Here is an 18,778-nt window from a genome sequence, read left to right on the forward strand (position 1 = left end):
TGGGTTGAGGCATGCGGCTTTCAAACGTTTATTTGATCGGCGTGACCACCGCGCCGCTGTTGGCAGGGGGCGCCAACGACACAGGCTTGCTGTTCGACTCCAAGGATGGCGTGCGATTCGGGTGCATGGCACGCAGCTCGTCTTCGGTGATGTACTCAAACACCTTCACCACGCGCTTCACGCCGCTGACGCCACGCACCACTTCGGTGGCACGGGTGGCTTCGCGTTGGGTCACGCGGCCCATCAAATAGACCGTGCCGCGCTCGGCCACAACTTTGAACACGTTGGCAAACACGTCTTCGCTGTCGACCATGGCGGCCTTCACCTTGGCCACCAGCAACACGTCGTTTGAACGGTCGCCGAAACTAGAGGCGGGACCCACGGCCAATTCGTTGGCAACCAAGCGGACGTTTTCGACGCGGCCAATCAGTTGCTCCATTTGCTGGCGAATGCGGTCGCTAGACACCTCGCCCGTGAGCAAGACTTGGCGGTTGTAGCTGGTGAAGTTGACGTGCTCTTTGGTGCCAAAGTTTTCGTCACGGGCCGTGGCGCTGCGCTGCTCAATGCCTTCGTCTTCGAGCTGAATGCCGGTGGTACGGCGGTCGCTGGCGACCATGGCACCGCCCATCATGCCGCCGATCATGACGGGTGCGCAAGCGGACAGACCCAAGGAGAGCGCCAGAACGGCGAGTAGCTTTTGGCTTGTGTTTTTCATAGTCATTCGTTTCCTTCTTGATCACCGAGCAGTTGCGTGTCCACGCCATCGCAAATGCAATGGATGGCCAGCAAGTGCACTTCTTGAATTCGGGCGGTGCGGTCGTGCGGCACACAAATGTGCACATCGGTTTCACGCAGGGCTTGGCCCATCTTGCCGCCGCCTTTGCCAGTCAGAGCGACCACCGTCATGTCACGCTCGTGGGCGGCTTGAATGGCGGCCAACACATTGGGCGAACTGCCGCTGGTGGTGATGGCCAACAACACATCGCCCGACTGACCCAACGCACGCACTTGCTTGGCAAAAATTTGCTCGAAGCTGTAGTCGTTGGCAATGGCCGTGATGATGGAACTGTCGGTGGTGAGCGCAATCGCGCCCAGCTCGGGGCGTTCACGCTCAAAGCGACCGACAAACTCCGCCGCAAAGTGCTGCGCGTCAGCGGCAGAGCCACCGTTGCCGCAAGCCAGCACCTTGCCACCGCTGGTGACACTGGCCAGCACAGCAGACACGGCGGATGCAATGGGTTTAGACAAGACTTGCGCGGCTTGGTATTTCAAGTCGGCGCTGTCGATGAAGTGTTGCTCAATGCGTTGCTCTAACATGCGGGAATGATACCTTTTGTGCCATTCACGCGGCATCAAATGCGGCGGGATACCAATGCAGACCGTCGGCTTCGAACGCCACCACGTCAAAACGGCAAGGGGGCTCTTGACGCAAGCGCATTAAAAAATGCCGCGCCGCGAACACAATGCGGCGCCGCTTGGCGGGTGTGATGCTTGCCAAAGCGCCACCGTGATCAAAATTACCACGTTGCCGCACCTCGACAAAGACCAGCGTGCCGTCGTGGTCGCGAAGAATTAAATCTATTTCGCCGCCGCCGCGTCCGGGCGTTCGATAATTGCGCTGCACCAGTTGCAGGCCTTGCGCTTGCAGGTGATGCAAGGCGCGGTCTTCAGCCGCATCCCCTTTTTGCTTGGTGGTCGCGTCACTGGTGGTGTCGACCTTGAGCTTGTCCATAGACCCTCCCTGATGAGCGCCAACTTTGATTCCGCCTTAACGGCCGCACACGCAGCCGCCGCCACGCAGCACTACCCCACTGGGGCTTTGTACGTCGTGGCCACGCCCATTGGCAATTTGGCCGACATCAGCCTGCGTGCGCTGCACACCTTGAGCTTATGCGATACCTTGGCGTGTGAAGACACCCGCCACAGCCAAACCTTGCTACGTGCCTATGGCATCGACAAGGCTTCTTCACATTGGTTGGCCGTGCACCAACACAACGAAGCAGAAGCCGCGCAAGAAGTGGTGCGACGCTTGCAAGCCGGTCAACGCGTGGCCTATGTGAGCGACGCAGGCACGCCCGCTGTGAGCGACCCTGGCGCGCGCTTGGCGTGGCAAGTGCAAGGCGCGGGCTTACGCGTGATTCCGCTGCCGGGGGCCAGCAGTGTGACGGCGCTGTTGAGCGCCTGCGGTACACCCGCGCACGACTCGTCGGGTTTTGTGTTCGTCGGGTTTCTGCCCTCCAAAGCCACCGAGCGCATGCATGCCGTGGAAGTCTTGAAACAAGAGCCTCGCACCCAAGTGCTGCTGGAAGCGCCACACCGCATCGAAGCACTCGCCGCAGCGCTGGCCCCCTTGGGCGCACGCCCTGTGACCATCGGCCGCGAGTTGACCAAACAGTTTGAAGAAATTGCCACCGTCGCCGCACAAGATGTCAGCGCGTGGATACAAGCCAGCCCACAACGCACACGCGGTGAATTTGCCTTGGTGGTGCACGCCCAAGTGCAAGAGGTCGAAACCGGCGCCGACAACGACCGTGTGTTGACGCTGTTGATGGCTGAGTTGCCCTTGAAAACCGCCGTCAAACTGGCTGCAGAGTTGACCGGTGAAGCGAAAAATACGCTGTATGAGCGCGCCTTGGTGCTGAAGGCGCAAAGCGGGGCTTGAGATGGTGCGGCTGGCGGGGATCGAACCCACGACCCTTGGCTTCGGAGACTAAGAGAATTGATGCGGATTAATCGTAATCAACCACACTGGAATAGGCGTTGATCAGTGTAAGTGCTTGAATTACAAGAGTTTTAGCTTTAGGAACTGTGACAGGACCTGAACAACACAATAGACGACTTGACACAGATTGTCACAGCGTTGCACCAAAAATGGCGGCTCGTGCAGCGCCCACATTTATGAGTATTGGTCCAATCTGATCAAGCGGTTAAAAGTTGATTAAAATGAATGCACTGGTCATCCAGAATGAATTCCTTCGTGCACATCATCTTTTACACTGATTCTGCACTGATTACTTAATTGACGTTTCCTGACGTCAGAGCGTCAGCTGGCGAGCGCCATCGCCGACACATAAATACCTATTTATTTTCCGTCACTTCGTGACAACGCACGGTTTCTGCTCGCCTGGACCGCACGCGCAGTCCAGGACACAACAGCTAGCTCCAACTAAGAATTTACCTTCGCACCCGGCTGCGTAGGTAGTAAGACGCGCTCGTCATTTTGCTCAGCCGGGTGGGCTCCCATTTGCCATAGGAGTTCTACTCATGCCCTCTCCCGTTTTTCCATTTGGTGCCACCCGAACTCCCACAATTGCGGGAGGGCTCGACATCGTCCGTACGTTAGTGGACCTGGTGCCCGCCCCCGCGCATTTGCCATGTGTGACACAAGTTGCCAAAACTTGTCATAACTGTCTGATCCTTTTAAAAAATACGTACCCTTCAACACCAGATCGAGTTACTGAAGTTATCAATGACATCGCGCCTTTAACTTCTGAAGTGAATGCCGGCGCTGAGGAAGAAATGATGGGGTTTGTATCTAACTTCCCGTCCTGGTCTTGGCTAAGTTCGTCAAGTTTTCCCACCTCAACAGAAATTCGCCTAGTCATCGGGAAACTTCTAGCTATCGCCATTTTGAAAAAAGTCGCAATAGACAACAACGCCATCCGCACCCTACGAAGCCTGTTACGGCAAAAGACAGAAAACTCAATCTCAATCGGGCAAATAAACCAGGCGCTGGGCAAAATTAAAAATCAAGTCAACAAACGTTTCATAAATTTGGTTGAACTAAGCGCAGTTTCTAGCAACAACCAACAACTGGTTTTTAACTCAGCAGTTAATTCAAAACTGTCAAACAGCCTCAGCTCAGTGCGCGAACACGAGCGCATGGCGGTCTGTGGCGATCGATGTCTAGGATTGCAAGAATTAAATTTGACGGCAACGAAGTTGCTGAGCCAAGCTGAGCAAGGCAGCCCAGACGATCTTGCGGTCCTTCTATGCATCTGTATTGGACTTGGGTGGAAACTCGGGAAACAAACACCACTCATCACCTCGGAAACGAGGAATGGATATCTAGCGTGGATCAATCCAATGACTGGATGGATCTATGTCGATTTAAGCCATGTGCTCAAAGACCTATCAAAGAAAGCTGAGCCAGGTCATATCGAATCCACCCTTCTATTGAAGCGCCCTTTGCCTCAAAGTGTTGCTGCGCTTCTGGGAAATGCTTACCGTCAAAACAATCAACTTCAAGTTGTTGGCGATTTGACGGTGCACAAGAAGACCAGCCGCAAGAAGCTCTCGTTAGAAAGCGCACACCATAGTTCGTCGTTAGCGAACTTGCTAGCATCCATCAGAGGCGCGGCACTCGCCACCATTGGTCGCCGCGATGTATCAGCGTTCGCGTGTCTGGGGTTTGAGCTGTTAAACAAATCTGACCTTCACTACATCAGCCCACGCTTGGGAGAAATTTGGCAAGGGTGCTCATCAATTTATCAGTCGATTGGCCTAGGTCCTGCGATGCCAGCAAACCAAAAATTCGATATCACTCGAATTGGCTCACGCGTGACTCCCGCATCAACTTGGATTCAAGAGATCTTCAATGAAGTATCTGCTCAAGTAGACACTCAGCGCTGTGGGAAAAGGTACACGTTAGATGGATTGATTGCACACCACAACGCCTACACCAGATACGTCAGCTTGTTCATGCACATGTCTGTGGGAGGGAGGCATAAAAAGGAGATCAACTTCGATTCAGCCATGTGGGTACCCAATCGACCATTTGCGCTGATTGAAGAAAAGCCATTGAGCCTGACGAAAGGCAGAACACCAATCCCAATACCTGCGTCACTCAATGAACAAATTCGCTTGTGGTGCGCACACATTCAGACATTGAGTCGACGACTAGGAAAAGTTCATGCGCTCGGCGCAACCGAAACATCAAAACGAGTAAGGGCAATCATTCAAAACGAAAACGCACAGCTGCTCTTCAGTCTGGATAAAGATGGTTTTGCACAAGCGGTTTCTACTGAGCGGATGTTTGCGGGTCTTGCTCAAAACCTCAATCGTGATTTTGGACGCCACTTCCTGACCGATCAGCTGCTTGACATTGGTGTAAGTTTTGAAGACGTTCAAGACTGGCTTCGGCACTTTTCAAATGGGACCTCATCTCACTTAAGCACTTCGGACAGAGACGCTTTCGGATACATACAGCGATTGAGTTTCGGCATTGACAGAGTACTTGCCAATCTGTCCATTCACCCAAAAGCTGGCCTCAGCAAGGCGGCACCGAAATGAGTCGCATCAAATCTCAAGATGCGCAAGCATGGCAAGCGCATCGTGCAAAAAACGTCATCACCCCGACCCTAAGCGCTTCCGCAGGTGCGGCACGCTTCGATCATTTTCTGCGCACGTCAGAAAAAATATTTTCTGGCCTAAGCGACCTTCAGTCATTGCTCCTTTGCACATTGTTGTATCAAGGTACGCAGTCCATAGAGGAACTGGCATCCTTACTTCGAGCGATGGCGACGCCTATTGAAATAAATGATGGCTGTTTTGTTCAATGGACAAGCAATGAAGGGGCGCGGCAAAGCCGAGCACTTGATCCGAGAACACGCATCGCTTTGTCACGTGCACAAATCACACACGATGTGGTGGACGAACTGCGTGCCTTAAAGCTGATCGTGCAAACTCATTACCCAGAGTGCCAGCACTGGACAAGCAAAGAAATTTGGCCAACCATATTTCACGATTCAATGGCTTGGCTATCTCACCACTTGCCACTGGTTGTGTTCGCCATGCATGTCGGACAGATCTCGACAACACGACTTGATCGAGAAATTTTGTTACGAAAAAACGTCCCCACACCCAATTATCCAGACTCCTCTGCGCGGGATGAAGATGCGGCGATGGGGGTGGCTTACGACGCCCCAATGGACGCTCTTTTTGAAATTGATGAGACCAAAACTCAGCGCGCACGCTGCATACCTGAAATTCAACGGCTGTTTTCAGAGACCGGAAGAAATACTGACATACGACTCTCTGACAAATATTGGCGAGCCAACTTACACGCTCGACTTTCGGTTGTGTCCGACTTGGTTACCACCGATGGAACGCCCTGCGATTCAATATTGTTGCTATGGGTTCACCATCTACTAACCGTTGGTAGCTTGCGATTGCTCAATCCAAAAGTTGCAACGATTTCGCGGTACTTCAGTGCAGTGGCCTCTCTAATTTCCAGCACATATTCACTATGCAAAAAATCTGCTGCGTACATGGATGATCAAGACTGGCATGCATTCTTCACGGACCTCAAACACGGGCTCAACAATGATTTACAGAGACCGGCCCTAGCTTCTTTTCATGACTTTTGCACGGTTACGTTTGGTGCGCCCGCAGCAACTGACTTACTCTTTCCAAATAATTCTCAAGAGTCAAACGTTCATGCAAACACGATTTGGAATACCGAAATAGATCAGGCCTTGAAGCTCACAGCAACAGTAAACGACGACCCAAGAATTTGTGCAAGTGTGCAAGCGCTGATAGCAATTGGTGCAATTTTCCCGCTCCGCATTGGAGAAGCAAGAGCGTTGAGACTTGAAGACTTTCGCCAAAGCAGCGACGGTCTAGAACTTCGTTTTTCGCCAAGGCGATTTCAGCACCAGGGGAAAAGTCAAAGTGCAAAACGTTTGATGTATACCAACGAAGCACGTTGGTTGCCTTACGTCACAAGCTGGCTTGACCGCCGCACAAATGAGGAACAAGAAGCACACGGCAAGAGCGCATTGTTTTTTGGCGATCCACACCGACATACACACACATACCAGTTTGCGATGTGCGCACGCCTCGTCAATAGAATTTTGAAGGAAGTAACTGGCGATGAATCAGTGTCATTTCACACATTGCGACATGCTTGGGTCAATCGATCCATCGTTGAGTTCTTTGCTCAACACGGCGAATCTCAACCGACGTCTCGCTTACATGCGATAGCCGCTCAAGTTGGGCACGCCGACATAAGAACCACTCTAGAACACTACTTTCACAGGCCTGATCAAGCTATTAGGCTTGCGTTAAATAACTATTGGCGTACCCAAAAAATGTCCAGCAACATTGTTGGGTATTGGACTGGATCTAACAACGCACGACTTCGTAAGGCCAAGCAGCGCGATTTACAAAGTTCAAGTTTTTACTGGAAGTGCGTAGAGAAAAAAGCTCTAAAAAATTCAACAGCATTGAATCGCCCAAAGGCTGAAGGGATAGATCATTTCATCGCCAATGACTTGCCAAAAAGGAAGCCCCCCACCGTTAAACAAGTACTAAAAATCTTAGAGGACCTCAGCAATGGCCTACCACTAAAAACGATTTCTATCAGATGCTCTTGCTCTCATCAACTCATAGATAAGGTGATAGATCAGGCTGCGGCCATACTGAACGAGTTACTCTCAATGCAAGGCGACCGACGGTCTTGTATTCCTGTTGAGAAGGTGACTTCCAGCCTCAAAATCACATGGATTTTTGAAACGACCCGGCGTCTAAATATTCGACCTAGTCTCAGTGCCGAGCCATCGACAACTTCACTCGTCGAAAGCCAAATCAAAAATCAAAGCCCCACCGAATTACAGCGAGACGCAATGCGCTCTTGGATACATTGCAGGGCAAATCGTGGAATCAGCCTTCCTGCAAATCTTGAAGCCATGCCAATTCTGGAGTGGCTTCACTGCGGAGGCGTAAAACCAGACTGCCTTTTGCTCAGAATTCCGGCTAAATCATTCACATCACCGCACGACCGTGCGCTAACCCTGTCGTCAGAAACGACTTTAAGCGCAACTCAACAGGTGAGAGGCAAATTCGGGAGTTTTTTTAGAACAGAAATCGTCAAACTCCGGGCCGTGCATCAAGCCCCATATCTTCTAGTTGCACGAACACCACTGTCCCAAGTTTCACAAGTCGTTTCACCAGCCCAGTTGCGCATGGATCGGTTACATGGCCTGCTTTTTTCAGTTGCTGTGTGGATTAAATTTTTTCCTGAGTTCAGCCATGAACAACCATAAAGAACTGTTCCGTGTCTTTGTTAACTTTGCAAATGAGACAAGAAATCTCGACGCTGAACAACAGCTCATTAGTCAACTTAGAACCTGTGTTGGAGACTTAATCGAACCACTCGCCTTAAAACATCGTATAGATTTCAGTCTGGATGTTTGCCAAAAAACTTTCAAACAATGGCTCATCGTTTCAGTTTCGGCTGATCTTCAATTTAGTCTATTTAGTAGGCCTGATGATGTCGTTCAATTTCGAGAGCGAGTTGACGATTTAGCTGACGAAGCAGCTTCAGAGCGCATGTTGATAAATGTGCGTTTGCTACGTGAGCTTTCTGAAAAAGCCAGATGGAATCCAAGCGATTTTTACGACGCGATCAGCACATACAAAGCTGCTGACGTTCGCATTTTGAACACTCTTCGTGACCGACGATTTGAGGTCCAAACAGCCAACGGTCAATCAGCCATGATTGATGCACTTGCGCTACCACGACGAACCCTCATGGCCGAACCCGTTGATATCCAATTCACTATATCGAGCCTTGGAAACTCGCATGTAGACATTGAACTTCTTAGTCAATATCGCCGCTTGTTAAAAACTCAACATCGTCTGATAACAATGCAATGGACACATTTTGAATTTCCTAATTTGACAGATCAGCTTTATCCCTTACTTCGTTCTCAATCGCTGATTTTGGCAAGCGCACACAGACTTGTAGATCCACTAGGAGCCACGAAATCTCTGTCGCTCAATTCGCTCACGTTATGAGCGGCATCACACAATTTTTCGATACAGACCTCACGCAAATTTTCCGAATTTTGTGTGTAATCTTCTGTTTAGAAAACTCAATATGCCTAGCCCAACATCAAAAATTAGCCTCATTGTTATCCAAGGATCGAAGATAGATTTGAGCCAGAAAATTTATGACATTCTCATACAAGAGTTGCCAGCGGCACAAACCATGGCACTTGTTAAACCATTGCTTTTGCAGAAGCGCCTAGCGGCAAACTCCCCGCTCACGTTGATTGGTGCAGAGTCATCTAATTTGTCCGACGATACCGTCGTTGGTTAGAGTTCTTTCCGCGGCTCTTTTAGGCTGATAGTGCAACCAAGAGCCGAAGTCCAATCAATCGAAATCAAGGTCAGCTTAAGGCTGGGATCGGTCATTGATTTTTGCTGCCTGACTGGCAGTTTTTGCCAATATCTGTCATTCGACGGGCTAAGGTTTGTTTGTCAGCTTGCCCTTCAAAACCAGTCGTTCGCATCAAGACGAGGTAATGAGAACGAATGGTCTTTTCTATGATTGCCTGCTGCACCCGACCCGATCAGACAAGTCCACTATCAGGCACTCTCCCTAGACGAGCGAGTTTTGCAGAAATCCAAGTAGTGACCGGTGGATCAAGCAGCCCGGAAATAAAGATGGAATTCCAGTTGTTCTTACCCTTGTGCAAGTCGTCTAGGGTGTCGCGTTCCACTTCAAGCATGGAGCGAACTTCGGTCTGCGTCGCGATGTTGTCTGCAAAGGCGCGTACCACGAGGCTTGGCTTGCGGAGCAACGAACTCCATCGATCGGCCAAGTACTTCACAATGGCTGACCTTTGAACAATTGAATGTACGTGAAACTCAATTGCGGGATGAAAAGGGTGGGTGTTTGAAATCAACAGCACGAGAGAAACCTTCGGTACCTCGCCCAAGTCCTCGAAACGAGCGCTCACCAGTCGCTCACCCAGACAGTCGTCAAAGTATGGGTGTAAGACACGTTCGCCCGGATTCGCGCCAAAGAGTGTCTCTTTGCGCTTACTATTGCACTTACAAGCTGGAACCAAATTTTTTGAAAAAACGGAAAAGATCGGATATCCGTTTTTTGGCAGATAGTGATCCAAGGTCCCACTGTGCATCGATCCACACATCGGGCAGATCAAGTGCTCAGTTGATTCACGCATCTCAGTGATGTATGCCAAATCAGCTGGTGGCGATGCGTAGTGCCTTTTCAGAAACGCGGCTGCTTCTGCACTGATCGGATGATTCTGGACAAGCGACGGTGTGCCGTTAACGGCTTCATATTGAGCGTAGCCGGCCTGGACGCACCCCACCAAAGGCTGAAGTTTTGGATAGCTACCTAGTCGCTGGTTCTTCGATAGGTTGTCAAACGCGGCCGAGTCATCGTACGCAGGCAACTGCAACTTGTTCACGGACGCACCTTATCCTCGATCGAAGCGCGAAGTCCATTCAATATTTCCAAGGAAAGCTCGTCTTTGTACTTGGCATAGATCTGTGCCCAAGGAATCTGCTTCGCAATCAGCCGACGCTCGACTTCTACGGCCAACCTAGACGGCTCGTCCTCACCAAACACAAAGTAGGAAATCGCACCCACATCGGCCCCGAAGGTTCGTAACTTCGGAAGCTGCGCTTGTACAAAGTTCTCGTTGTCCACGCTCAATACGGTAACTTGTTCGCGGAAAACCTCGCGCACGAAGTACGCAGAGTGCGTCGCAATGATGGCCGCAGATCCGGTCATCTCTAGCAGACCGTCCAAGAGCGAGACGAACCGGCTGATGAAGTTCGGGTGAAGGTGCGTCTCCGGCTCGTCCAGCAGTAGCAACGAGCCGTTTTCAATATGCAAGCTCACTTGCGCTGCAAACTTGAGAAACGAAATCTCGCCACTGCTCAGAGGGTAGCCCTCGCCCCCCACAACGCGAGCAGGCTCCTTCTTGACGTCGATGGAAGCGAAACGCTCCAGGACACGTTGCTCTGTTCCCTGGGGTAACTTGGCAAGAGGTACATAGGCGTCCAATGTTGAGTAAGTCGGCAGATGGAGCTCTTCGGCATTCGAGATGGCACTGAGCGCCTCGGTAAATATCTCCCACCGTGACTTTGACGCAACCATCTGCGTGGATCTAGCAACCTGTACGATCAAGTCGGAAAGATAGTCATTTCGCCGCGAACGGCGTGACCGATTCATCGAGTAACGTTGGTACCAAATTCGTGGCCGCTTCCTCTTATCCGTCGGGAAAACTGACTCAGCCTCGTTCGTTGGCGCGAAGGCAAGCAGCCGGTTGATAAGAGGTCGCCCGCCATCGGACCCATCTGTTAGGACTGCTGCTCCGTCGATGGCAGCGCGCGCTATGCGACCTAGCGTCTGGCTCTTGCCGACACCGTTCTTCCCGATAATGATGGCGATCCGTTTTGGCAAATCAGCAGCATGGTCGAAACTGAACCTGAGATGGTGCTCGTTCTGTCGCCCCGGTAGCTGAAACCGAATTGCCAAGGTCGGTGACAAGATACCTGTCTGCTCGCTTGAAAGTCCCCGCAGTAGTTGACCTGCGTTCTTATACGCGAAGTAGGAGTCTGAACTTCGCATGAAAGACAGGGAAAACACCTCCGTCTGGGTGGCCAGATCTAGGATAGCCGCGGTCGACTCAAACTCACTCAGCGCAACAAGGTCATTCAACGCGGTAAGTACTGCCGTCGCGTCGTCAGCATCGAGTGTCTGGACGAGCCGCCGATAAGCCTCCATGTCCGGCAGCATGGTGAAGAAGTTGTGGTCGGTCGCTGCTTCTACTGTTGATTCACCTTGCGTCGAGAGCAACTGCTGAAGCAAATCTTTGCCGTTCTTATCTGCTTCCGGATTTATAAACCCAATGAAGCCGCTTACATGTACCGTTTCTTTCGCCGAACGCATACGGATTCGGTAGTCAACCCGAGTTTGATGGCCAAAGTCGTTCCATCCGTCTGATGATGGGACGACAAGTATGGTGTCGGCAGGCAAGTCCATTTCCAGCGCCATTCGTCGTGCAAACAGGACACGGAGGCCTGGGACGTTTCTCTCAACAGATTTCTTCTGCACCATAGTCTGACTTTAGCGCAATATAGGCCCAACACGCTGCAGTGCTGACATCCAAAAAATAGCCGAAATAGGCTGGTTGTGGTCGTTCGTTGCTGCGCGGCTGAAGGCTGATTTAGCCGAGACCGTGAGGTCAACCGCGTCCGAGGAATCTGCCCCCTAACCGTCGCAGCGGGCGGGATCTGCAGAACCCTCAACTTGACGCGGCGCTAACATGGACATCCTTGAATTAGGTCTGGGCAGGATAGGCAATGGCGATAGCAAAGAAGAAGTTCACGGCGACGCGCAGGAAAGTAACACCGGAGACAGCCATGCCGAAGCCCAAGGCGTTGCCAACGCTCAAGAGGAAAGCCAACCCGCGAACGCGCCCGGCGATAAACACCACTAGCGCCTCCCGCGATGGCCACGAGTTTCACGAAGCTTGGGTTGCGCGAAAGTGTCTGGGCTTGCTTTTGCCGGGGGCCGAGTTGGTCGGCATTGCGGTAGAAGGATTCGCAAACGAGGATCAGCACGGCGTCTCGAACGAAGGCAATGAGATCGCCGACGCGGTCCTGTACTTCGAAGGTCGGCCCAACCTGCAGGACGCCAAGCGTGTAGTGGTGGTTCAAGTGAAGTACTCCAAGGCGGCCGAGCACAAGCCGTTTCGGGCGGCAGATGCGAAGAAGACGATTGACAAGTTTGCGCGTACCTATCGCGCCTGCAAAACGTCGCTTGGGACTGAAAAGGCGCGGGAAAAGTTGCGATTCGAGTTGGTCACCAACCGGCCAATCGCGCCCGCGCTTCTCACGGCCATCGAAGGTCTGGCTGCGAAAAGTCCGCTCAAGGGAGACGCGAAAGCACAAGCAAAGCAGGTGGCAGACGCCTGCAAGCTGACGGGCAAGGACCTCGTCGAATTTGCTACACGGCTGGACATGACCGGCCTGACCGGCAACCTGCGCGAGAACAAGCAGCAGCTCGCACTTACCCTGGTGGACTGGTCAGACCCTCGGGACCACATGGCCCGTCACCGTCTCGCGAATATCCGGGAGATGGCACGCGACAAGGCCGGTTTGGTCAAGCAGCATGACAACGTCATCGTGCGCACGGACGTGCTTGCTGCATTGGGTCTGTACGACGACAAGGACCTGCTTCCGGTGCCGGCGAGCTTTCCGCCGAACGGAAAGGTGGTTGATCGTGTGCAGTTGGACGAAACCGTCCATCGCATCCCGCGGCTCACCCGCCCTTTGGTCGTGCATGCCGAAGGCGGTTTTGGAAAGACAGTTTTCATGAATTCGCTGGCCGCGCGCCTGGGCCACGAGCACGAAACGATCCTGTTCGACTGCTTCGGCATGGGGCAGTACCGTGCCTCCGACGACTGCAGGCACCTGCCTAGCCGCGGCCTATTGCAAATCGCCAATGAGCTCGCCTGTCGAGGTTTGTGCGACCCCATGCTGCCCTCGACCAGCAACAGTGAAGACATCCTTCGCACTTTTCGTTTGCGCCTGGAGCAAGCCGTTGCTACCTTGCGCCGCGGTTCGGCCGACCGGCAACTGGTCCTGCTGCTCGACGCGATCGATAACTCCAGCGAAATCGCTCACGATCGTCATCAGGACTCTTTTCCGCGCCTGTTGCTGCAAAGCTTGGAGCACCGCCCAGCGATCACTGGTCTGCAGGTGGTCGTCAGTGCCCGAACGCACCGGCGCCTCGCCGCGACCGGCGAGATCTCCGCCGAAGAGCTCGAATTGGCGCCGTTCGTCGAGCGCGAGACACGTGTTTTACTGAGCAGCCGCGTGAGCGAGCTGACCGAGACGATGGTTCAGGTGGGTCAGGCGCGGTCTAAGGGCAACGCTCGTGTGCTGGAACACTTGGCCGCGGACCCTGGCCTGCTAGCGCCGAGCGAGATCGACAAGCCGATCGCGCTGGACGATCTGATCCAGCACCGCATTGAGCAGGCCTTGGTGGAGGCGCGCAAATTGGGTAATACCGATCGCAGTATCCGTGCATTCCTGGCGGGTCTGGCCACCTTACCGCCGCCTGTGCCGCTCAAGGAATACGCGCAAGTAAATGGCATGGCCGAGGGTGCAGTTATCAGCTTCGCGGCAGACCTGTCGCCGCTTCTGGAGCAGACCAAGCATGGCCTGATGTTTCGCGACGAGCCCACCGAAGACCTTATCCGGCGGAACTACGCCGGCGACGCTACGCCGCTGCATGAGCTGGCGATGAATCTGTTCGCTATGCAGGGGGAGTCGGTCTATGCCGCCACGACGCTTCCTGACCTGCTGCTGCAGTTGAAGGATGGGGAGAAGCTCTTTCAGCTGGCCTTTGATGAGCGGTTGCCCGCGAGCATCACCAGCAGCATGGGCCAGCAGACAATTCGCCATGCGCGACTTCGCGCCGCCGTGGCGCACGCCGTTCGCGTCAACGACCTCTATCACCTCGTACCGTTGCTGGTTGAGTTGTCGACCCTTGCGGCGATGGACCAGCGGGGGACGACGTATCTGCTGGACTATCCCGATCTCGTGGTTGCCTCGGCCGATCCGGATTCGCTTCGGCGCATCTTCGAGGCACGAACACCGTGGCCCGGATCCCGCCACGCTCGCTTGGCGATTACTCATGGGCTGATGGGCGAGACCGCCGAGGCAATCTGGCACGCCAGTTGGGTCGCAGAATGGCTGCAGCAGTACTTCAACCAAAAGAGCGACGCGCATGACCGCGCGCACCCCACGGTGCTGGACTTGGCGGCGCTCCCGTTCTGCCACCTGCTCAAGGGCGATGGCAAGGCGGCGGCTCGAAATCTATCGGGTTGGGTCAGCGCAGAGCACGGTTACGACATCTCCAAAGCGATGTTTCAGCTGGCGCGCCGTTCCGAGGCGACGTCCTTGCTTTCGCCCGAGGTGACCCGAGCCTGTGTCGAAGCGCTGACATCGATCGGGCCGATTGCCGCGGCGATTCGTTACGCCGCAGGCAGCCCAGAGCAGCAACGCGCTCAACTCGAGTCGCTCTCGGCGGCATGCATGGCGGCCGGCCCGGTGAAGCTTCGAGATCACTACCGACCCGACGAACGCCCGTTGGTACAGGGCATGGTGGAGGCCGCGGCGAAGGCGGTGCGGTTGGGGATGCTCGCCCAGGCTAACGCGATCCTCGCGGCACTACCCTTGGTGCCGCCGAATCTGCACGTTTTCATGGATTCGTCGTACTGGGTCGGTGAGATCGCCACATACATAGCCCGGCAGGTCATCGCCTGCTGCGCGTCCGGCACCCCGATTGGTTCCCGCAACCTGCTGCCGCGCGAACTGGCCGAGCACGCTGCCAACTTGACTACGAATCTAACGGAAGCGGAGTTCCTCACCGCGCTCAAGGCGGCACTGGATGCAGACCACGAGGCGAAGGCCAAGACCGCCCGAGACGCGAAAAAAGAAGTGCTTTACGAGCACAGCCACCACTCATCGGCCATGCGACTCCTCAAGGAGCGAATGCCGCGCTGGCTAGATATCGCGCGTGACTTCTCACAGGCCGTTGTTGGTTCCGGCTCCGCGGCACCTAGCTTGGCGCCACTGACGGCCCGCTGGATCACGCTTCGCAACACCGACGATTACGAGTCTGGCGGCCGCTCAGCGCAACGGCAGTACGACACGGTCGTCGAGCGCTTACTGGCGTTAGCTCTTGCGTCGAACGATTCGTTTCCTGCGGACGAAGTCGCGGCACACATCGAAGCGGCCAGTGAACTGGACGCTGCGCCGTTGTCAAGCCTAATCGGACTCGTCGCATGGCTGGCGTCTCGTCCAGCGTTCAATGCCATGGCTGGCACGCTCGCGATTAAGGCAAGCGCGGCTATTGAGAAGGATCACGATGTCACCGATCGCGCCGCACACTTCGCGCGACTTGGGCAGGCGATCTCGTTGGCCAGCCCCGCCGAAGCGGTCGTGTATTTCCGAAAAGGCCTCGAGCAGATGGACGCGATCGGCTCAGGCGACTACCACTTCGTTGAGGGGTTAATGCACTTCGCCGGCGCGCTGACCGGCGAAGGTCTCAGCCAGCGCGAGAGCCACACCTTATCCAACATCTGCGAGCTCAACTTGGGGGAGGAAAAGAAGTTCGGCTGGGGTTCTTACGGCGCCGCGATAAGCCGAGTATCCGGCGTGGCCGGGCTTGCAAGGCTGGCGCGGTGGCAGGACCGAGGCCGAATCTCGCTGGACTTCACGCTGTTACCGTATGTGCGGGCCTTGCTGGAGGACGACAAGCTCGATGCCGAGCTCGCCCTGACGCTCTTGCGACTTTCGAATCCAGCCGAGCTCTACGTGTGCGGGACCACGCAGCTGATCGCCACTCTCGAATCCAAGCCGTCCGCGCGCGTAGCCGCCGTGGCCACCGAGCTCGTCGCGCAATACATGCAGAACAACCCTGGTTCACTGGGCTCGGAAACGCCCCGCGCACTCGCCCGCTTCGCCGGCGCGGTGCTGGGCAATGACGCATGGCAGCGGCAGTACCTGGAAGCAGCGGCGGCTCGGATCGACGTCAAGCGCGATGACCACAACCGGCGCAGCAACTGGCGCGCGTCCGGAGGCGACGCAGCGCCTCGAACCTGGGAAGACGAGCAGAACAAGGCGAAGGCGCACGTTCTGCAGCTCGCCGCGGGCACCGATCCGCTAGATGAGGTCGCAGTGGGTCTAGTCCTCGATGCGGTCCGCACGCAGCTTCGGAACATGAGCTTCTCGGGCGAGGTCCTCGATGCGTTGCGAGCGAAGGTTGCGTTCAAGCAATGGCCTGACTATCTGGCGCTGATCGCGCGGCTCGAGGTGTTGGATCTATACGAGAAGGAAAGGGAGCTGCGCGCCTGCAAGGAGCAATGGGGCGGCTCCTCGCTTGTCGTAGCCGACGCGCTGAAGGTCTGTGCACCGGTCATCGCACGGGTGAATGCTGGCGAATTCATTTGCTTCGATTACCTCTCGGGTTCTCACGTTCGCGCCCTCGAGGACATCTGTGGTCTGGCGCGCCGCGAGGTGCTGATGCTCCTCATCCGCGAGTTCACACGTCCCAAGATACCGGTACCGCCCTCGGTGTGGCTCAACTTTGCTGCGGAGTTCAACGAAGAGGCTTCAAGCGGCGTAGGCGAGGCAGCGCTGACACGCCTGCTGCAGAGCGGGCCGGCGAAGCTCGCATCGAATACGGAGGACGGGGCTTGGCAGGACGAGATGACCTTTACCGGGGATGCGGTCGAGGCTATCTCGGCAATCACCTGGTTCCAGCTCGGTTCGTCCGTGACCCGGCAGCGATGGTTCGCTGCCCATAGCCTGCGCACGGCGGTCCGATTTGGGCGTGCCGAGGTGCTGGATGGCGTCGTTGCAAAGTATCAGCGCCGCGACGCGGTCCCCTTCCAGGCGCCGGAGTTGCCGTTCTTCTACCAGCACGCTCAGCTCTGGTTGCTGATCGCAATGGCGCGCATAGCACTAGAGGCGCCCGTGGTCGTTGCTCGGCATGCCGATTTTCTCGAAGCGATTACGACTGACGCTGCCGAACGCCACGTGCTTCGACGGCATTTCGCGTCGCAGGCACTGCTGGCCTGTGTGGATGCAGGTGAGTTGCGCCTGCCAAAGGCAGGGGTTGAGAAGCTTCAGCGCGTAAATCGATCGAGCTTCGTGGCCCGGAAGGAGAAGGACTACTACGGCGGCGATTTCCACGCCCCGCGTCCGAAGGACATGACGAAGCCCCAGCCTGAACTGCATCTGGACTACGACTTCAGCAAAAACGAAGTTACCCGGCTGTCGAGCCTGTTCCGACAGCCGCACTGGGAAACGGTGGATGCTCTCGTCGCCAAGATGCGTGAACATGATGCCGATATCGAGTTCATGAGCGATAGCAAAGGGCGGACGCGACCTGGTGGTGACCACTACACGCGCGGCATAGACGCAGAGTACCAAAGTTACGGCGAGCAGTTGGCCTGGCACGCATTGTTCTCGGTGGCAGGCGATCTACTCGCCACGTACCCGGTGGTTTGGTGCGGCTACGATGGGCAAGATCCTTGGGAGGACTGGCTTTGGCGCAAGAGCGTGACGCATCCTGCGGGTTTGTGGCTCGCAGACGGAATAGACAGTCAACCTCTGGACACCTGGGTTTCCTTGATGGATGCGGGCGAAACCGCGATTGACCTCACCGCGGAGCCGGCCGCATTGAAGGCCTTACTTGGAATCGGCGACTCGGTGACAGACTGGCTCACGGTCGATGGCAGTTGGCACTCCAACGAGAACGTCGAGATTCGGGTGATGTCGGCGCTGGTACCGCGGGATCAGAGCGCCGTACTTGCCGTGGAGCTGGCCGCACAGGGGCCTTTCCAAGCCCACTTACCACAGATAGAGATGTACGAAGACAACGGGATGGCATCTAATCGCGATGCACCCTACCTGCCGTGGATCGTGCGCAATGAAGCCTATGCGCATCTGGATGAGACCGACGCCCTAGGCGCCGTTGGGGCTTTGCGGCGCTCGCGCTTGAGTCAGGACTTCAACGCGTTCGCCAAGTTGCGATCTGTCAATCCGTTCGACCGGACTTGGGAAAACGCCGCCCATGAGACCGTGGTGCGGGCAGACGTGTGGATCGAATCCGGCAGACATGAGGAGGGTGCGAGCGATGGCTCACGGCTTTGGTGCCGCACTGACGTAGTGACTGAGTACCTGGAGGCCCGCGACGCCGACCTGATATGGCTAGTGCGCCTGCGACGCAACGACGGAGGCCACGGCAGTGAGCGCAGCCGGTACTGGCACACCACCGCGGTCATCCGGATGAGTGCCTCGCTCGAGGTGAGTTACACGACGGGCCGGTCGAACGAAATGGAAGAGTCGAAGTTCTAGTCTGCTTACAGCGCGGTAGCGCGCGTCAGCGGATAGCACGACCGCGTTCGTGCCACAGCTGCCGGACGCTAGCCTACGC

General features: G+C 55.2%; 10 protein-coding genes. 5 read left to right on the plus strand and 5 right to left on the minus strand.

What is annotated here, in order from left to right; translation table 11 throughout:
• Positions 1–28: 28 nt before the first annotated feature.
• The 3 genes from C5F52_RS17990 to C5F52_RS18000 are packed head-to-tail and all read right to left on the minus strand — an operon-like array spanning position 29 to position 1,732.
• A complete protein-coding gene (locus tag C5F52_RS17990; RefSeq protein WP_104799736.1) occupies positions 29–721 on the minus strand; it encodes a BON domain-containing protein in 693 nt (230 codons plus the stop codon).
• Positions 718–1,317: a phosphoheptose isomerase gene (locus tag C5F52_RS17995; protein ID WP_104799737.1), complete on the minus strand. Its 600-nt coding sequence runs from the start codon at positions 1,315–1,317 to the stop codon at positions 718–720. The genes C5F52_RS17990 and C5F52_RS17995 overlap by 4 nt, the downstream gene beginning before the upstream one ends.
• A gap of 25 nt (positions 1,318–1,342) precedes the next feature.
• On the minus strand, positions 1,343–1,732 hold the full coding sequence (locus C5F52_RS18000) for a YraN family protein (protein WP_104799738.1): 390 nt from the start codon (positions 1,730–1,732) through the stop codon (positions 1,343–1,345).
• Between the two features lie 12 nt (positions 1,733–1,744).
• Between C5F52_RS18000 and rsmI the strand changes: the two genes are divergently transcribed.
• The 4 genes from rsmI (at position 1,745) to C5F52_RS18020 (ending at position 8,799) form a co-directional block, all read left to right on the plus strand.
• A complete protein-coding gene (rsmI, locus tag C5F52_RS18005; RefSeq protein WP_104799739.1) occupies positions 1,745–2,662 on the plus strand; it encodes a 16S rRNA (cytidine(1402)-2'-O)-methyltransferase in 918 nt (305 codons plus the stop codon).
• Between the two features lie 602 nt (positions 2,663–3,264).
• The gene (locus C5F52_RS18010) at positions 3,265–5,292 is read left to right on the plus strand and encodes a hypothetical protein (protein WP_146100110.1); all 2,028 of its coding nucleotides are present in this window, start codon (positions 3,265–3,267) and stop codon (positions 5,290–5,292) included.
• The gene (locus C5F52_RS18015; protein ID WP_104799741.1) at positions 5,289–8,045 is read left to right on the plus strand and encodes a tyrosine-type recombinase/integrase; all 2,757 of its coding nucleotides are present in this window, start codon (positions 5,289–5,291) and stop codon (positions 8,043–8,045) included. Before C5F52_RS18010 ends, C5F52_RS18015 begins: the two co-directional genes overlap by 4 nt.
• The gene (locus C5F52_RS18020; RefSeq protein WP_104799742.1) at positions 8,032–8,799 is read left to right on the plus strand and encodes a hypothetical protein; all 768 of its coding nucleotides are present in this window, start codon (positions 8,032–8,034) and stop codon (positions 8,797–8,799) included. Before C5F52_RS18015 ends, C5F52_RS18020 begins: the two co-directional genes overlap by 14 nt.
• 557 nt (positions 8,800–9,356) lie before the next feature.
• On the opposite strand, the gene C5F52_RS18030 is transcribed toward C5F52_RS18020, so the two are convergent.
• Together C5F52_RS18030 and C5F52_RS18035 are read right to left on the minus strand one after the other, a co-directional pair.
• Positions 9,357–10,223, minus strand: coding sequence for a hypothetical protein (locus tag C5F52_RS18030; RefSeq protein WP_104799744.1), 867 nt, complete (start codon positions 10,221–10,223; stop codon positions 9,357–9,359).
• Entirely contained in the window at positions 10,220–11,806 is a 1,587-nt protein-coding gene (locus tag C5F52_RS18035; RefSeq protein WP_161499727.1) for an AAA family ATPase, read from the minus strand. The genes C5F52_RS18030 and C5F52_RS18035 overlap by 4 nt, the downstream gene beginning before the upstream one ends.
• Positions 11,807–12,186: 380 nt before the next feature.
• Between C5F52_RS18035 and C5F52_RS18040 the strand changes: the two genes are divergently transcribed.
• Positions 12,187–18,699: an NACHT domain-containing protein gene (locus tag C5F52_RS18040; protein WP_161499728.1), complete on the plus strand. Its 6,513-nt coding sequence runs from the start codon at positions 12,187–12,189 to the stop codon at positions 18,697–18,699.
• Positions 18,700–18,778: the final 79 nt, after the last annotated feature.

Source organism: Limnohabitans sp. TS-CS-82, from assembly GCF_002943475.1.